General features: G+C 36.7%; 14 protein-coding genes. 8 read left to right on the forward strand and 6 right to left on the reverse strand.

Features of this window, described 5'->3' with window-relative positions:
* Entirely contained in the window at window positions 1–1,500 is a 1,500-nt protein-coding gene (locus AsAng_RS04920) for a hypothetical protein (RefSeq protein ID WP_264791680.1), read from the forward strand.
* Window positions 1,490–2,815: a protoporphyrinogen/coproporphyrinogen oxidase gene (locus AsAng_RS04925; RefSeq protein ID WP_264791681.1), complete on the forward strand. Its 1,326-nt coding sequence runs from the start codon at window positions 1,490–1,492 to the stop codon at window positions 2,813–2,815. The genes AsAng_RS04920 and AsAng_RS04925 overlap by 11 nt, the downstream gene beginning before the upstream one ends.
* A 74-nt stretch (window positions 2,816–2,889) precedes the next feature.
* On the opposite strand, the gene AsAng_RS04930 is transcribed toward AsAng_RS04925, so the two are convergent.
* Window positions 2,890–6,912, reverse strand: a complete 4,023-nt coding sequence (locus AsAng_RS04930) for a T9SS type A sorting domain-containing protein (RefSeq protein ID WP_264791682.1) — start codon at window positions 6,910–6,912, stop codon at window positions 2,890–2,892.
* A 161-nt stretch (window positions 6,913–7,073) separates the two neighbouring features.
* Between AsAng_RS04930 and AsAng_RS04935 the strand changes: the two genes are divergently transcribed.
* The 4 genes from AsAng_RS04935 to AsAng_RS04950 are packed head-to-tail and all read left to right on the forward strand — an operon-like array spanning window position 7,074 to window position 10,216.
* Window positions 7,074–8,081, forward strand: a complete 1,008-nt coding sequence (locus AsAng_RS04935; protein ID WP_264791683.1) for a c-type cytochrome — start codon at window positions 7,074–7,076, stop codon at window positions 8,079–8,081.
* Between the two features lie 2 nt (window positions 8,082–8,083).
* Entirely contained in the window at window positions 8,084–8,842 is a 759-nt protein-coding gene (locus tag AsAng_RS04940) for a hypothetical protein (RefSeq protein WP_264791684.1), read from the forward strand.
* A 5-nt stretch (window positions 8,843–8,847) separates the two neighbouring features.
* Complete coding sequence (locus tag AsAng_RS04945) at window positions 8,848–9,228, forward strand: hypothetical protein (RefSeq protein WP_264791685.1); 381 nt, start codon at window positions 8,848–8,850, stop codon at window positions 9,226–9,228.
* Between the two features lie 4 nt (window positions 9,229–9,232).
* Complete coding sequence (locus AsAng_RS04950; RefSeq protein ID WP_264791686.1) at window positions 9,233–10,216, forward strand: DUF5777 family beta-barrel protein; 984 nt, start codon at window positions 9,233–9,235, stop codon at window positions 10,214–10,216.
* Between the two features lie 84 nt (window positions 10,217–10,300).
* Here the strand turns inward: AsAng_RS04950 and AsAng_RS04955 are convergent, their stop codons facing one another.
* From AsAng_RS04955 to AsAng_RS04965, 3 genes are all read right to left on the reverse strand, one after another.
* Window positions 10,301–11,521, reverse strand: a complete 1,221-nt coding sequence (locus tag AsAng_RS04955) for an acyl-CoA dehydrogenase family protein (RefSeq protein WP_264791687.1) — start codon at window positions 11,519–11,521, stop codon at window positions 10,301–10,303.
* A gap of 226 nt (window positions 11,522–11,747) precedes the next feature.
* Window positions 11,748–12,323, reverse strand: coding sequence for a hypothetical protein (locus tag AsAng_RS04960; RefSeq protein WP_264791688.1), 576 nt, complete (start codon window positions 12,321–12,323; stop codon window positions 11,748–11,750).
* A 101-nt stretch (window positions 12,324–12,424) separates the two neighbouring features.
* On the reverse strand, window positions 12,425–13,276 hold the full coding sequence (locus tag AsAng_RS04965; protein WP_264791689.1) for a DUF1853 family protein: 852 nt from the start codon (window positions 13,274–13,276) through the stop codon (window positions 12,425–12,427).
* Window positions 13,277–13,621: 345 nt separating this feature from the next.
* Between AsAng_RS04965 and AsAng_RS04970 the strand changes: the two genes are divergently transcribed.
* Entirely contained in the window at window positions 13,622–14,155 is a 534-nt protein-coding gene (locus AsAng_RS04970) for a hypothetical protein (protein ID WP_264791690.1), read from the forward strand.
* Between the two features lie 20 nt (window positions 14,156–14,175).
* Here AsAng_RS04970 and AsAng_RS04975 read toward each other — a convergent pair whose 3' ends face one another.
* Entirely contained in the window at window positions 14,176–14,976 is an 801-nt protein-coding gene (locus AsAng_RS04975; RefSeq protein WP_264791691.1) for an RNA polymerase sigma factor, read from the reverse strand.
* A gap of 53 nt (window positions 14,977–15,029) precedes the next feature.
* Window positions 15,030–15,530, reverse strand: coding sequence for a YybH family protein (locus AsAng_RS04980; protein ID WP_264791692.1), 501 nt, complete (start codon window positions 15,528–15,530; stop codon window positions 15,030–15,032).
* A gap of 190 nt (window positions 15,531–15,720) precedes the next feature.
* Here AsAng_RS04980 and AsAng_RS04985 point away from each other — a divergent pair, with 190 nt between their 5' ends.
* Window positions 15,721–15,861 carry a helix-turn-helix domain-containing protein gene (locus tag AsAng_RS04985; RefSeq protein WP_264791693.1) on the forward strand — a complete coding sequence of 47 codons (141 nt, stop codon included), beginning with the start codon at window positions 15,721–15,723 and terminating at the stop codon, window positions 15,859–15,861.
* Window positions 15,862–16,078 lie beyond the last annotated feature (217 nt).

The raw sequence follows: 16,078 nt of genomic DNA on the forward strand, positions 1-16,078 counted from the left end.
ATGAAGCAGAAAAATGGTCAACCCTACACAAAGCAACAGGTCATCAAATGCTTGTTGTTGTTGCTTGCTTGTTTGCTGAGTAGAATGGTTAGTGCTATTTTCTATATAGAAGATATAGACAGCCTTCGTTTTGCCTTAGCAGTTTATAATTATGATGTAGTGGCGCTCCAGCCTCATTTTCCAGGTTACTTTTTTTACTTTATGCTCATCAAGCCACTATTTTTAGTGGTTCAAAATCTCGGAATTTCTTATGCCTTAATGGGAGGAGTCGCAACGTTTATAATTATTGTTTATAGTTATAAAATTTATGCGCTCTTATTGGATCAAGAAGCAGAAAAACAAAGCTATAGTTTAGGGCTATTGTTGTTGTTTAACCCTTTGTTATTGCTTATGTCTACCCGATATATGCCCGATATTTTTGGATTGGCATTATTGATGAGCGGTAGCTTTTATTTTTTGAATGCCATTCGCTATCGTTTGCTGAGTAGTGCCTTATTGCATGTTATTATAATGGGCTTGCAATGTGGGCTAAGGCTGTCTTATATTCCCTTTTGGTTGCCTTCTATTTTATTGGCTGTTATCTTTTTTCGGCAGCTTCACTTTTTGTGTTTAGCAGGGCTTGGAGCCGTTCTTTTTTGGCTGCTTCCCATGTTGTGGGATACAGGATGGGAGTCATTATTAGAAGTAAGCCAACGGCATTCTGTAGGACATTTTACAGAGTGGGGAGGAACGGTTATGGCAAACGATAGAAGCTATATAGAACGTTTAGTGGCAATGCTTGAAAGCATCTGGGCAGATGGTTTAGGCGGTTATTGGTTGGAGCGGCATTGGTTGACGGCAATTTGGTCGTTGGGGATGTTGGTATTTGTCCTTAAGGCGCTTTGGTTTTGTTATCAAAAGGCGTTGTATAAGGGGAACAAATACATCTATTGCGTATTACTCAGCCTAGGAATATATACGATTTGGGCTTACTTTTTTCAGAACATTGTGTATAAGCCTCGGCACATTATGCCCTTAATTCCATTTGCTGCTATGATAATCGCCTTTGGCGCAGATCGCTTTTTAGCGACAAGCAACCCAACTAAAAATATATTTATACCACTGACCTTCGGAACTTATATTTTGGTTAGTTCAGTATTGGCGTGGCAACACAAAAGCCCTTCTAGCATTTCGCAAATTAAGCAATATTTAATGGATCAGCACCCCACTGACCCCATTTTGGTGTTGAGTCCTAGATTGATTAATTTTTATTTTCAAAAACATACAGAATTAAAAAAGAGCAAGATCAATTGTTTTTCCTTGGATAATTTGGAGAGAGAGGGACTTCCCGATACAGCAGGTTATACCCTTGTTTATTCGACACAAAATATAGATCATCTGATGGGGCAAAAGGGAACCGAATTGATGTTTTATCACAATCCTTATGTCAATCGACTTTGGAGTCAATTGGTCTTGTATCAATACACAAATCAAAAAAACAACGAGATAAATGAGCAATAAAGAAATCGCTATTTTGGGTGGAGGACCAGCAGGCTTAGCCTTGGGGTATTATGCCCAGAAAAAAAACTATGCGTTTACCATTTATGAGGGGCAAGAAAAAACGGGTGGGAATTGTAGAACCTTTCAATACGAAGATTTTTTGTTTGATGCTGGAGCGCATCGTATACACGACAAGTCAGCAGAGGTGACGCAATTAATCAAGGATTTAATGCAAGGAGAATTAAAACAAATCCACAGCCCTAGTCAGATTTATAAAGATGGGAAATTTATTGATTTTCCGCTAACCCCTCTTAATTTGGTGTCCAAATTGGGGCTGCCCACCTTTGTAAAAGCTGCTGCTGAAATTGCCTTGGAAAACCTAAAAACTAGAACAGGAGAAGATAATTTTGAACGTTTAGCCTTAAAGGCTTATGGGAAAAAAATAGCCGAAAATTTTTTGCTAAATTACTCCCAAAAATTATGGGGAACTCCTTGTCATCAACTGTCTACGCAGGTCGCAGGCAAGCGCTTAAAAGGCTTAAATGTAAAAACATTTATTATTGAAGGTTTATTGGGACTCAAAGCAAAGACAGAACATATTGATGGAGCCTTCTATTATCCTGATTATGGGATTGGAAGTATTTTTGATCGTTTAGCCGAACGTTGTGATCTCAACAATATCCTAACCAATCATAAGGTGACTAAAATTTATCATCAAGATCAAAAAATTACAAAAATAGAACTAAATCATCAATCAATCAAAACGGTAGATTGCTTGCTTAATACACTGCCACTGAATGTATTTTTAAATAGCTTAAGCCCTCGTCCTCCTGCTGAAATATTAGATTTAATCCAGCAAATTCGCTTTAGAAGCATACTTCTGGTGGTTTTTATGATAGACAAACCAAGCATCAATAACAATGCTTCTATGTATTTTCCAGATGAAGAATTCCCGTTCACTAGAATTTATGAGCCTAAAAATCGAAGCGCTAAAATGGCTCCCTCTAATAAAACAACGCTTGCCGTTGAAATTCCTTGCCAGCATAATGATTATTGGTGGAAACTGGGAGAGGAGGAATTGATTGAAGAAATCAAAGGAAAGGTCTTGCCCTTGGGCTTTTTCAAAGAAGATGAGTTATTAAATGTGGTGGTCAAACGGTTGCCTTTTGCTTATCCTATTTTAGAAATTGGTTTTGAAGAAAAGATAGCAACGATTTTAGATTATCTAAAAGGATTTAAAAACCTGTATACCAACGGACGGAATGGCTTGTTTAAATATAGCCATATTCACGACATGTTTTTGACTGGAAAGGCAACAATTGAGTCGATTGAATAATTGATCGTCGGTGTCTTTGGGAAATAAAAGGTGGCGATTTGAAAACAAATCGCCACATCATCCAATCAACAACGTTAGTGAACAATAACTTTTTGAGAATAAGAAGACTGTTTATTACTTATTGAAATAATATAAGCACAAGGAACGGTGTTGTTTACAGGTAGCGGAATCCTATTTAAGCCTTGGTGACTGTTATAGTCAGACTTATAAACAACCTGCCCTAGCGTATTAAATATCTGAAGGACAAAAGAACTATTCCTTTCACTCATAAAACAAAGCTCCTTTTGGCTATTGATCCAGAAGGAAGGAGGAAATTGTTTCGCCCTTTTTATGGCTGTATCAAAGTAGATCATAATAACATTCGAAATGTTAGAAATAGCTCCACTAAAATCGGTTTGCAACAAGCGATAATAATTATAACTGCTAAAAGGATTGACATCTGTGTAGGTATAATGGCTAGGTTGAGTGGTTGTACCTTGCCCAGATACGGTGTCTAAATATTGCCAATTGATGCCATCAACACTTTTTTGAAGCGTAAAATAAGCATTATTGGTTTCCGAAGAAGTAGTCCATTGAAGTTCGATGTTTGCATTGATTTTTTGACCACTAAAACTCAACAAGTCAATTGGAAGGGTACTCGCATCCAATAAGCCTGTGAATTCAGAAAAGCTATTCAAGGTCCCATAGCTCAATTCGTTGCTACTGCTATTAACCGTTGAATTATAACTTTGCCAAGTTCCTACACTACCAGTTATTTTTTTTGCCAATTTAGAAAGTGATTCCGAAGGAATGGTTCCAATCAAAGCATCATCATACAATAGGGTTATGGTGTAGGTAAAATCACTCCCTCCTGTAGCCGCAATTTTCCAATAAGCATCAAAGTGCTTGGGGCTACTGATGGCACCGTTATTACTAGGATCATTGGGACTAGTTCCAGAATAATATTGAGCAGACTGAATGCTTGGAAGTACGCCTGTATTCCCCCATTCTATTTTAGCAACAGGACGATTGGCAAAGGACAATATTTCAATTCCACCCAAGGTATGATTCCCTGTAATGCTTAATTCTTGAGGGCTAACTGTGGGGGTAAATTCATTGGCTCCAATATCGGTTCCTCCATCCGCTACAATAGTAGAACGCCCAGCCAAAAGATGATTAACATCTTCGGTTATGCTAGGAATTTGAACACCTTTTCCATTGAGGTACCAAGATTCTCTTTGAGCAGGATCAATATCTAAATGCCCAATTAGAAAATTATCAAACAAATTATTCAAATTAATTTGAGATAAATCATCTGCCCAGCTAGATTCACTACTAGCAGTTGCTAGTTTCCAATCTCCAAAGTTTTTATCGACATGATTCCATTGATTGAGCGCATTGATATCATGGTTGGCAAAGAAATTATAATTGGACGACCAATCTTGAGGATTTGCGCTATTATTACCTAGGCAATAGTGCTTGCCAGTCCCTCCAGAGCGATTGTTAATAAAAGCATTATTTAACAAATTGAGGTTGGCTTGATCTTGGCGAAGAAGACAGAAAGAATTTACGCTTGCAGTTGCCCCAGAAGTTCCATCTATCACAATAGTATTGTAATAAACTTCCTTGTTGCCTGTGGTACCTGCACTTTCAATTCCTTTAACGTTTGCCGTTCCTGAAGTGGTACGCCCTACTTTTATCTGATTGTTTGCAAAAAGTATATCGCCTGTTGTTTGCGTATAGATTCCCCAAACAGAACTATTGTGATTGCCAGCGGTGGTATTGATTTCATAAATTTTGTTTCGAGTGATGGTAAAATCACTGTTCTTTTCGTCCTCAATATAGATCGCAGCAGCAGGACCAATATCACTGGTGCTTAGCTGTTGAATATGGTGAATTTGATTGCCTTCAATACGCAGTGGGTAAGGACCACCAGAAGCAAAAGCAGAACGACCAACATAAATACCAGCTGCTACATTGTCTTCTGGAGAATAGCTACTATAACTACCATTGGAGGTAATGTAAAAAATATCATTGTTGCTAATACTTGCATTTCCCACTTCTGCTTGAATTCCATAAGCGGTATGATTAGAGCTAGAGCTACTATTAAAATGAATGTTACCGATGGTATTATTTTTAATGGTAACATTGACATCACTTCCATAAAATTCAATCCCCACAGCAGGTCGCCATTCCGATTCGATTTTGTCTTGGTTTTGGTAGCCTCCAATTCGGTTCCCTTCAATGCGTACTGTTCCTGCGGAAAGGTCAATCCCTGAAAAATAGTAAGCTGTTTTGATATTAGCAATGATGTTATTAAGGATATTGACGGTTCCTGTTCCTACACCAGATTCTATTTTAATACCTGTAAAACGCCCACTGCCAGTAGCAGTTGTTGGAGTGCCGCCTCTGTTGTCGTCAGCGCCTCCCATGCCATTTCCTTCAATCGAATAGCCTGTTCCATCCTTAATCAAAATACCAATCATTTGCCCCGAACGACTAGTGTGTTGGTAAAAACTATTGTTGTTGATCGTCCAGTATTCATTGCCATCGTCCAATAAAATTCCTTCCGTATTGTAATTGTAAATTGAATTGCGTAGAATAGTATTGTGGCTGTTTTTGTTGGCAGTTGGCGCTTGAGAAACGATAGCTTGGTAGGTGCTACCAGAGACGCTTTCTCGGATGTGATTGTACTGGATCAAATTATAGCTATTGCCTCCTGAGGTCACAGGAACAGACCAACCATCGTCTCCAAAAGTAATAACCCCTTTAGAAGCTTCCCAACAGTGATTTCTTAGGTGGCAGTGTTGAATGGTATTATACGTTGCACCATTGACAAGGTAAACTGTTGAAGCATCATTATTGCTATTGTCAATATCCAATGCACTATTGCTGCCTGCTCCGCCAGAACGCCCATCAATGGTTACATGATCCGCAGCATCAAAGGTTAGCGTTGCCGTTGCATGATTACTGGTGATGACAACATTACTGGCGCCCAATTCGGGGCGAATAGTTAAGGTATTGATGGTTGACATTCCTGTTATTTCGGGAATGGTAACTGCCCCGCTATAGGTGCCATCCCTTAGTTCGAGAATCACAGGACCACAAACGCCATTGGCTGCCAAATCAGCAATAGCATTGCTTAAGTCCGCATAATTAGGAGCCGTTCCCCCAATTGTGTAGGTGCCCGTGAAAGATAAGTTTATACTTGTATTATAATGATCATTGGCTTGGTTTTCGTCCGTAACCGCATTGGGCAGTACACTGTTAATGGCTAAGTTATAGGTATTCCCCTGATTGAATGTGTAGGTTCCTAGACTAACACTAATCTGTTGATTAGGCGAAAGAGAACCTGTCCAGTGGATTGGTGTTTGAGCAATGCTATTGACCGACCAATGAATGGTTGCAGTACTTAGGTTTTGGGTTCCAAAATTTCTTAGACTGGCTGTGATATTGGCTGTCCCAGGGCAAAGCAATTGAGGCTGATGCGCAACAATACCCGCATCATTTACCGTTGTAGAAGCGATGGTTAACTGAATGTTGGGGCGATTATAAGTGGTAGATAAATATTGGCTATTGTCCCACGGTGCGCTATCACTTTTATACGTTTTAGTGAGGTAAGTACTTCCCGTTGAAGTATAGTGATAATAGGGACGACTGCTTGCATAAGTTTGATTTCCCTTAAGCACTAATACTTGCAAGTTATCACTACCATTATAATAAAAAGGACTGTTTAAGCTTACCTCAGCCCAGCCATTGGGCATTGTATTCGGAAAACTACCAGCCCATACTAGCGTATAGGTAGTGCTGTCTGTACTTCCTGCGGACAGGCTATTATTAGAACTTGTTTTAAGGTATATCGAAACATTATCAATCGAAACAGAGCTAGCTCCAGACGCTTTTTGAAATGCTAATTTAGTAATGTTTCCTGCATAACCAATTTCGGAAGAAGTATAGATTATTTCGGAAGTAGAATAGGTGTAATAACGGTTGATTGGAGCTAAATCACTAGAGTTAGCAGTACTAGTCCCTATAGTAACTACATTTTGTGCAACGACTGACTGAAAGCAAGTCAGTAAGTAACTAATTACAAATAAAAGGTATGTGTTTTTTTTCATTTTATAAACTATATTTTATGTTTATTTAGACTAAGAATAAATAAAAACAAATGTAGAATTATTCAACCATTTTTTATAGTTTTGGCCGCAGAAAAGGAATTATTCCTAAAAAGACAACTTCAGACCTTAGATTATTTTTAGGGTCTATTTAATATTTTTTTATGCCAAAGATTAGCCTTGTATGTTTGCTTTTAGTGAGCAGCATTTTTTTATTGAGTTGGAGAAACCAAGAAGAGCAACCATGGACAGGAGAGGACAACCTCTATGATGTCTTATGGGATTTGGGAGCTCCCAAACCACCACATTATATTCAACCTAGTCCAGAACAAATCAAGCAAGGAGAGGAAATTGTCAAAAATGGTCGCACAAAGGATGCAAAAGGAAAAAGAACCACCTATGTTAGTAAATACTATGTCTGTACGACTTGTCATAATATAGAACGAGAAAACCCTGATTTGACGATCAGCGATCCTGAAACACGATTGGATTATGCGATAGAACACAAGTTGCCTTTTTTGCAGGGCTCAACCTTCAAGGGAATTGTCAATAGAGAAAGTTGGTACAATGATGATTATGTAAAAAAATACGGTTCAGAAAAGATAAAGACCGCACATAAAGACCTCCGAAAATCAATTCAATTATGCGCTATTGAATGTTCTCAAGGACGTTTAATGAAGGGATGGGAAGTAGAGGCCGTATTGGCGTATTATTGGTCTTTGCAATGGAAAATGGGCGATTTGGATCTTTCTGAGCAGGATTGGCAATATCTCAATGGCAACGATGACAAACCAAGCAAAATAAAATGGTTAAAGCGCCAATACCTCCAGCAATCGCCAGCTCATTTTTATGGTCCCCCAAAAAATCTAAAAAAAGGCTATGAAAATACCCAAAAAGGAGACCCTAAAAAGGGAAAAGCAATTTATGAATTAAGTTGTTTGTGGTGCCACAATGAAAAAGGCGTATCTCATTATCTGTTGGATAATACCTCAATTAGCTTGCAAAATTTGCGTTCTAATCTATACAAAAATTCCCATTTTTCACTCTATTATATTATTGCCTATGGCACGTATTCTTTACCAGGTCATCGTCCTTATATGCCCCATTATCCCATCGAACGCCTGAATAAGCAGCAAGTCGAAGATTTAAAGTCATATATTTTAAAAAAGTAACAATGCAAAAAAAAGTAATTTTTCTATCCTTAGCTACTCTTTTACTTATACTAAGTTTGGATGCCTGTAAGCATAAGCCTATTTATCCAGACCCTGATCCAACAGGAGGAGGTAATAATACTTCTACAGGAACAGGAACAGGAACAGGAACTGGGACTGGGACTGGAACAGGGACGGGAATTGTACATCCTTGTGATCCTGATACCGTTTATTTTGAACGCCAAATATTGCCTTTAATTGTCTCCAATTGCTCTATGAGTGGTTGCCATGACGTACAATCTCATGCTGATGGTATTGTATTGACGAATTATCAAAACATTAGATCGGAAGTAGAACCTTATGATCCTTGGGACAGCGAACTTTTTGAATGTCTTTATGATACGGATGATTTGATGCCTCCGCCTCCTAGAGCTCCTTTGTCTACAAGCGATAAAGATTTGATTAAAAAATGGATCAATCAAGGAGCGCAAAATCTTTTTTGTGAAGAGAGTTGTGACACCTTAACGATTTCTTTTGCACAGGATATAGCCCCTATGGTTAGCACCAAATGTACAGGCTGCCACAATGCGACAACTCCTTTAGGGGGCGTAAAACTAGAGAACTATACCGACATTCGAAATAGTGGTTTGGATGGTAGTTTGATGGGAACAATTTTGCACGCAACAGGCTATAATTTGATGCCTCCTTCTGGTGGCGCTTTGCCAAATTGTGAAGTAAATAAACTTAGGAAGTGGATCAATAGTGGAATGCCTAATAATTAATACCAATGAAAAAAAGCACTTATTTTTTTAGTACCCAATTTATACTGGGAAGCCTTTTTATGCTGTCAGGTTGTTATTATGATAATGCAGAAGAATTGTATCCTGTACAAGCTCCCTGCGACACAGAAAATGTCAGTTATAATGATTTTATCGTCCCTTTGTTTGTTCAAGAATGCAATCGTTGCCACAATGCACAAACACCACTTGGCGGAATTAATTTAGAAGATTTTTCACAAGTACAGATAACGGCAAACAATGGCAGCTTGTTAGGTTCTATGAAGCATGTCTCCAATTATTCAATGATGCCCCCTAGCGGAGTCAAAATGCTCGATTGTGACCTTTCAAAAATAGAAAAATGGATTAATGATGGAATGCCTAATAATTAATAAAATGAAATTAAAATTACTAGTTATCTTTTTTTGCTGCTGCTTACAATCGCTTGTATTGGGGCAGCATAAAGAAGTGTTGGATTCTTTTTCTCTTACTTCTAGTCCGCCAGAAAAGACTATGGTAAGTTCCAAAACAATTAAAACCTTAGCGCAGGGTTCTAAAAAAAATGGTCTTAAGAAAACGCCCAAGGATACGACTATTTATACTTGGAAAACATTCAATGGATCTAGAATTATCAATGGGCATAGCTTAGAAACACAAGAAAAAGGAATCTTAGAATTTCTTTTAGCTCATAGATTTGGTCGAATTAACGGAAGTTTTTATGAATTGTTTGGATTGGATCAAGCTTCTATGCGAATGGGATTTGAATATGGAATTACCAATTCTTTGACACTTGGATTGGGGAGGAGTACTTTGGGGAAAAACTATGATTTTTATGCCAAGTTTCAGTTTTTATACCAAAAAACAGGAAAAGGAGCATTCCCCTTTTCGGCAACATGGCTGTCAACCATTGCTGTAACAACACTTAAGAACAACAACCCGAATAGAACACCTTATTATTTTACGCATCGTTTGTCGTATAGCAATCAATTGATGATTGGTAGAAAATTTTCAGAACACTTTTCCTTGATGCTTATGCCTACCCATGTACATTTTAATTTGGTAGAGAAAATAGGTGACAAAAATGATATTTTTGCAATAGGAATTGCTACTAAGGTGCAAATATCTCATGTTTTTGCTTTAAATCTGGAGTTTTATTATACTCCAATTGAGCAATCGACCAAAAAATTACAACACTCTTTATCGATTGGATTAGACATTAATACTGGAAATCATTTATTTCAAATCCACCTAAGTAACTCAGAAGGAATGATAGAAAAAGCATTTATTGGTGAGACAACAGGCAATTGGTTAAAGGGGGATATACATATTGGTTTTAATATGATTCGAACTTTTAAACTCAAAGGCAGAAAATACCATTAACCAAATGTTTTATCCGTAACAAAGAAAGTCCGCTAAGTTAAAAATACCTAGCGGACTTTTTTATTTTCAAAGGATTGTTAAACCTTATTTAAATGCATTGATACCCGTTACATCCATTCCTGTAATCAACAAATGGATATCGTGTGTACCTTCATAGGTCAGAACAGTCTCCAAGTTCATCATGTGACGCATACAAGGATATTCATTGGTAATCCCCATTCCACCATGAATTTGTCGAGCTTCACGAGCAATTTCTAACGCCATGTGAACATTGTTACGTTTTGCCATAGAAACTTGGGCAGGAGTAACCTTTCCAGCGTCAAACAAAGTACCCAATCTCCAAGCCAATAATTGAGCTTTGGTGATTTCAGTAATCATTTCAGCAAGTTTCTTTTGAGTCAATTGAAAGCCACCAATTGGTTTGCCAAATTGCTCACGCTCCAAAGAATAACGAAGCGCAGAATCGTAGCAATCCAAACCAGCACCAATAGCACCCCAAGCGATACCATAACGAGCTTTTGTCAAGCAAGAAAGAGGCCCTTTTAGTCCTTTAATGTTAGGCAATAACTGAGATTTAGGAATGCGAGCATCTTCAAAAACTAGCTCTCCAGTGATAGAAGCACGCAAAGAAAGCTTGCCTTCGATTTTTGGAGCAGAACAACCAGGAGTATCCATATCAACAATTAATCCACGGATAATTCCTTCTTCATCCTTTGCCCAAACTACAGCAACATCAGCAATAGGAGAGTTGGTGATCCACATTTTGGCACCATTAAGAATATAAGCATCTCCATCATCTTTTATATTGGTCGTCATAGACCCTGGATCAGAACCAGAATTAGGCTCCGTCAAACCAAAACAACCAATCATTTCACCACTGGCTAGTTTAGGTAGGTATTTTTTACGTTGTTCTTCGCTACCATATCTATAAATAGGATACATCACCAAAGAACCTTGTACCGATGCAGCAGAGCGAATTCCAGAATCACCACGCTCTAATTCCATCATCATTAATCCATAAGTAACCTCATCAGTACCTGCACAGCCATATTCAGCAGGAAGACTTGGACCAAGTGCTCCTAATTCACCAAGACCTTTGAGTAAATGTCTTGGATAAATAGCACGCTCATAAGCATCTTCAATAATAGGGCTCACTTCTTGTTTCACCCATTCACGAGTGGCCATTTGAGCAATTTTTTGCTCTTCTGTTAATAGACCATCTAAATCATAATAATCATGACCTGCATAACGATCTGTTTTTGCTGCTCTTTTAAATGTTGTGCTATCAACAGTTGGATTTTGCATAGCTATAAATTTTCGACGATTAAATAGTTTTTTGTTAGATTGGGTTATTTTAGAATAAGAATAATCCAAATCGAATGAATGGCGCAAATCTAATAAGAATATATTGCTTCTCGCCTTCTAGCTGCAAATAATTTTGAGCAATATTAATGATTCAAAAAGAAGTAGGCATTTTTTAGCAAGTACCAAGCATGGAATTAGACACTGTTTTTAATGCTTCTTTTAAGGATTAATTCCAAGCAATAGCACCCAATTGCACTTCTTCCTTTCGACCTGAAGCAAACGTTAAACTGATTTTAAAATCGTGTAGGTTGCTGTTGGCAGATGGTTTTTCGTTGAAACGAAGTTCCCAACGATTGTCCCAAGTCTCGTTAAAATACCCCTTTTCGATCCAATCTTCGACACTATGTCCCCAGATAGTAAGGAGGGGTGTTAGGGATATTCCTGCTGGATAAGTATTAAAATCAGCACTACTGCTAAGATTGATGTGTACCAGTTGATCTTTCATGCCTTTTTCTCCATAAGGCGGACAAGATGTTGCATACATAGTGTTGATAAACGGATTAATAACCTTATAAGAAGAAGATTGTGCTGCTAAATATTCTATCTCAAAATCCAATAATAATAAAAGGGTATCGGCTTTGATTTGCCCTGCATGGGGCGGCATGTAATTTTGGTCAGAAATTGTAACTTGAAAATTCGTAAGGTTCCAATACTCTGGTCGATCGGAACAGCAACTAAACGATAGGCCCAAAATGCCTGAGACTAAAATAAAACAAAGAGCTATTATTTTAATAGTTTTCATAGGTAGGTGTTTAAATAGAGTGAATTAAAATAATTTTCACCTCAAAAAAAGAACCAATTTAGCCCTAAAAGAACACTAATTTTTTAGAACTTTAATTGCGATTACCACCAAACCACAAAAAACTTTCGATACTGATCTTCTCCTATTTTCATCCAACACAAGGGAGAACGTTTTTGGGATAAGGCTGTCAAGATCTGACTTTCTATAACTTCATAGCTGTACCAAGTTGTATTGGCGCTGGGGAAAACGCCCCAGTTTTGTTTTTGAGGAAGGTAAAATTGATGTTTGAGCAATGGCATTTTTTTCCAATCTTCAAAACGTAACCAATGCCCTTCGATACAATTGTGGTTGATGCTAGAAAAAGAACCCTTTGTCCAATTTAAAGGGACAAATAACGCAGCTTTAAAACTAAGCTGTTGTTGAATTTTTGAATAATCTAGGTTTAGGTCATGGAATGTTTTTTGTGTATTGGGATGGTAGAGTAGAGGAAATTGTTTTTGGTGTAATTTATTGATTTTTTGTTGAAAACGATCTTTGCAGTTTGGACCAATCCAATTGTCAATTGATTTTTTCTTTGAGTTGGGTACATAGAGGTAAAATTTATACACTTGTTCCAAATGAATCAGGGTTTTATTGGTTTGGTGTTCTAACAAAAAGTCTAACTCACCAATGGTTGTTTTTTGTTCAAAAATTTGAACATTTTGAGCTAAAATTTTAAAGGGAGATTGGCTTGACAAATAATAACTCATAAAATGTTCTACTCGTTTGCCTAAGACTAGTTTAGGAGAAATTTGCTGAGCCCATTGTTTTAAAGTGTCCATGGTTGGAGAGGACTTTTTTTGCACCATAAAAGGCAAATAATGTTTGCTGCTGCTGGTTTGATTAATGTCTTGACCAGCCAAAAATCCTTGGTATTGATAATGCAATTGTTGAAGATAATCTAGATTTTGCATAAGGGGTCTGTGATCTATTTAGATGATAAAGTGTAACAAAATACTAATGTTGCATTATGATGATGAATAGTTATCGTGTAAAGAGAGTGCATTCCAACAAAAGAACCATTTTTTAGAGCTTAAAACCATCTAAAAGATAAAAAAAATTGCTTTATAGCGATCTAATTGAGTGCTTTTATTTTGTTGAACAGCGTTTTGAGTATTTTTACTTAGCTAACTTGTGGTAGTGTTATTGGAAACAAAACCGCAAAGTAATAACAAAATAAACCTATTTTAAAACAACTTCATTAAATAGCAATTGAGCCAATGAAGCCGTCTAATTTTTATTGTTTTACCATTTATCAGATGATAATACTTTTCTTTTTAGGGGCTTCTCCTATCTTAGGGCAGCGTAGTATTTATGAAGAAGATATTAAGTTAATAGTAAGAACAACAGGTCGTTTATTAACGCCTCATAAATTATTGATGGTGGTAGATGTAGAAATACCAGAAGGCTGGAAATTAAAAGTAGAGAATGGCTACGAATCTATGTTACAGGATGGTATTGATACCGTAGATATGGCACTCAAATTTAGCCCCAAACCAAGTTATACCATTGTCCAACGCCTAAAAGCAGATCGCAAACCAAGCTCCAAGGGGTATTATTACAAGAAGGTTAGATTTGTACAAACCATGCGAATTGACACTGCTCAGCTCCCCATTAATATTGATGCAGAACTTAGGTTGTCCGCTGTTCGGTTGGACGAAAAAGATTTTGCAAAAGGATTGCCCTGTTGTCTCTTACAGGTCTGCAAAAAACGCAAAGATGTTAAGACAATAAAAGTAGGCTGGGATTGTGATCGTAGAGAAAAAGTGTACTTAGAAGATGTCTTAAAGTAAGTTTTAATCCAACTTATTTCTTATTCGTGATTTATTATTTTTTTAGTCATTAATAACCTATTTAATTGTTCTAGAAAATCCGATTTGCTTTTAAAAGTACCATGGTTTTTATAAATCCCTGTCATTGAATTTAATTCTTCCATTTCATCATTGTAAATTTCTATGTTGCCAACAAAGTTGAGCTTGTTTTTTACAATTCTTCCACAGGCAATCGCAGGTTTTATTCTTTTATTACATCTACAGTTGTTACTGGGCTTATAAATACCACAATTTGCATTTAAAAATGCACGTATGAGTTTTCTCGACTTCTCAAGTCTTTTTCTGAAATTTTCAGGAGAAGTTTCAGTAATTTCACAGGCTACATTGCTTTTTATTTTTAGAATGCTTCCCAGTATAAAGGCTATTCTCAAATCTCTATTTAAGCACTGAAGCATTGCTAATGTACAGCCCGTTTTCATTTCTTTTTCTAATAAATTTTTATCGGGAAAATCATAACTTATTGGTTCTTTAATGGAGTTTAATTCATTAGAAAAACTATCGAATGATAAAGCAGTTTTTTCAAGATTTGTTTTTTTTAGGTTTATTAAATAGTTAGTCGAGATTCGATAGATCCAAGTGTTAAACTTACTTCGACCATCAAATTTACTTAAGTTAGTTATTATTTTAATTAAGATTTCTTGTGTTGCATCTTCTGCATCCATTCTGTTCCACAGAAAACGAAGGGATAAATTAAAAACCAAAGGTTGAATGGAGCTAATTAATTGTTCAAAACTTTGCTTGTTTCCTTTAATGCAGGATTTTATTAATTCTTTTTCTTCCATTTTTAAACGTATTAAAAAAAGGTCGACCAATTTAGTCAACCTTTTTTTCTTATTTATTTGTTAAGTAAAAACTGACCGTGAGGATTATCTTGTATCATGAGCCAATTTCCGTCTGGTTGTTTTCTTAAAATAGCTATAGACAAACCATTTTGTTCAATTTTTGTTCCATCAGGCATTTGCCCTACCATTTTCCAAGGTGAAATATGTGTGGCAAGATTTCCTGAGATATAAACTTCGTGACCACTAAAAGTATATCGAGGATTCATCTGGACAAACTGTGTAAAAAAAGTTCTTAAAGCTTTTTTGCCTTGAACTGGTTTTTGAGGCTCAAACATAACAATTGCATCTTCTTCATAAGTTGCTAAAACGCCATCAATGTCTTTGTTCTGAAATGCAGATACCATTTTTTCAATGGTGTTCAATACTTTTTGTTGTTCTTTGTTAAAACTAGTTTCGATCTTTTTGGTTTTATAATTTTTTTGTTTCGATTGCGCACTTCCATTTGAGCTAATTCCAAATGTTAATGCAATTAATAAGAGACTTGTCTGCCACATTGCTTTTGGTTTAAATAGGCGATTCATTTCGTCTACATGATATTAGACAAGTAAAAATGGATACTGTGAATTTTTTGGATGAATTTATTTTTAGAAAGGTGTTTTGGTTGCAGATAATGTAGAATAGATTTGCGAAACGGAACTCTGTTGTGCATCAACTAAAGTTTCAATCCAAAAATGGTTTAGTAGTATGGAACAGCAACATATTCGCAGGGTATTGGAGCAATATCATTATAATTTATCACAAACGGCTAAAGCCTTGGGCATTGTACTGAACACGCTGAAAAAGAAGATGGATATATATGGTATTGAACGAAAGAAAAAGTTGTAGTTGTGAAAATGATGGAATTTATTGATCGTTTGCGCCAGAATGATTGAGATTGGCATCTAGTTAATAAGTGATAATCCAAAGGCTCAGGCAGAGAGTAACTCATTTGGAATTTTTAAACAGGAATGGTTTTTACGATTTGGGGATTGGATATAAGTTTTAACGAAGTGAACTGATCTAGTCGCTGAACGCTCAATGCCTTGGATTGTCAAAGTAAGGA

Source organism: Aureispira anguillae (assembly GCF_026000115.1).
Lineage (GTDB): Bacteria > Bacteroidota > Bacteroidia > Chitinophagales > Saprospiraceae > Aureispira > Aureispira anguillae.

Bases quoted from the DNA above. Each gene is read 5' to 3' on its own strand.
- AsAng_RS04975 (WP_264791691.1), bottom strand. From the start codon at position 14,976: ATGGAAGAAAAAGAATTAATAAAATCCTGCATTAAAGGAAACAAGCAA.
- AsAng_RS04955 (WP_264791687.1), bottom strand. From the start codon at position 11,521: ATGCAAAATCCAACTGTTGATAGCACAACATTTAAAAGAGCAGCAAAA.
- AsAng_RS04925 (WP_264791681.1), top strand. From the start codon at position 1,490: ATGAGCAATAAAGAAATCGCTATTTTGGGTGGAGGACCAGCAGGCTTA.
- AsAng_RS04985 (WP_264791693.1), top strand. From the start codon at position 15,721: ATGGAACAGCAACATATTCGCAGGGTATTGGAGCAATATCATTATAAT.
- AsAng_RS04950 (WP_264791686.1), top strand. From the start codon at position 9,233: ATGAAATTAAAATTACTAGTTATCTTTTTTTGCTGCTGCTTACAATCG.
- AsAng_RS04945 (WP_264791685.1), top strand. From the start codon at position 8,848: ATGAAAAAAAGCACTTATTTTTTTAGTACCCAATTTATACTGGGAAGC.
- AsAng_RS04920 (WP_264791680.1), top strand. From the start codon at position 1: ATGAAGCAGAAAAATGGTCAACCCTACACAAAGCAACAGGTCATCAAA.
- AsAng_RS04960 (WP_264791688.1), bottom strand. From the start codon at position 12,323: ATGAAAACTATTAAAATAATAGCTCTTTGTTTTATTTTAGTCTCAGGC.
- AsAng_RS04935 (WP_264791683.1), top strand. From the start codon at position 7,074: ATGCCAAAGATTAGCCTTGTATGTTTGCTTTTAGTGAGCAGCATTTTT.
- AsAng_RS04940 (WP_264791684.1), top strand. From the start codon at position 8,084: ATGCAAAAAAAAGTAATTTTTCTATCCTTAGCTACTCTTTTACTTATA.
- AsAng_RS04965 (WP_264791689.1), bottom strand. From the start codon at position 13,276: ATGCAAAATCTAGATTATCTTCAACAATTGCATTATCAATACCAAGGA.
- AsAng_RS04930 (WP_264791682.1), bottom strand. From the start codon at position 6,912: ATGAAAAAAAACACATACCTTTTATTTGTAATTAGTTACTTACTGACT.
- AsAng_RS04970 (WP_264791690.1), top strand. From the start codon at position 13,622: ATGATAATACTTTTCTTTTTAGGGGCTTCTCCTATCTTAGGGCAGCGT.
- AsAng_RS04980 (WP_264791692.1), bottom strand. From the start codon at position 15,530: ATGTGGCAGACAAGTCTCTTATTAATTGCATTAACATTTGGAATTAGC.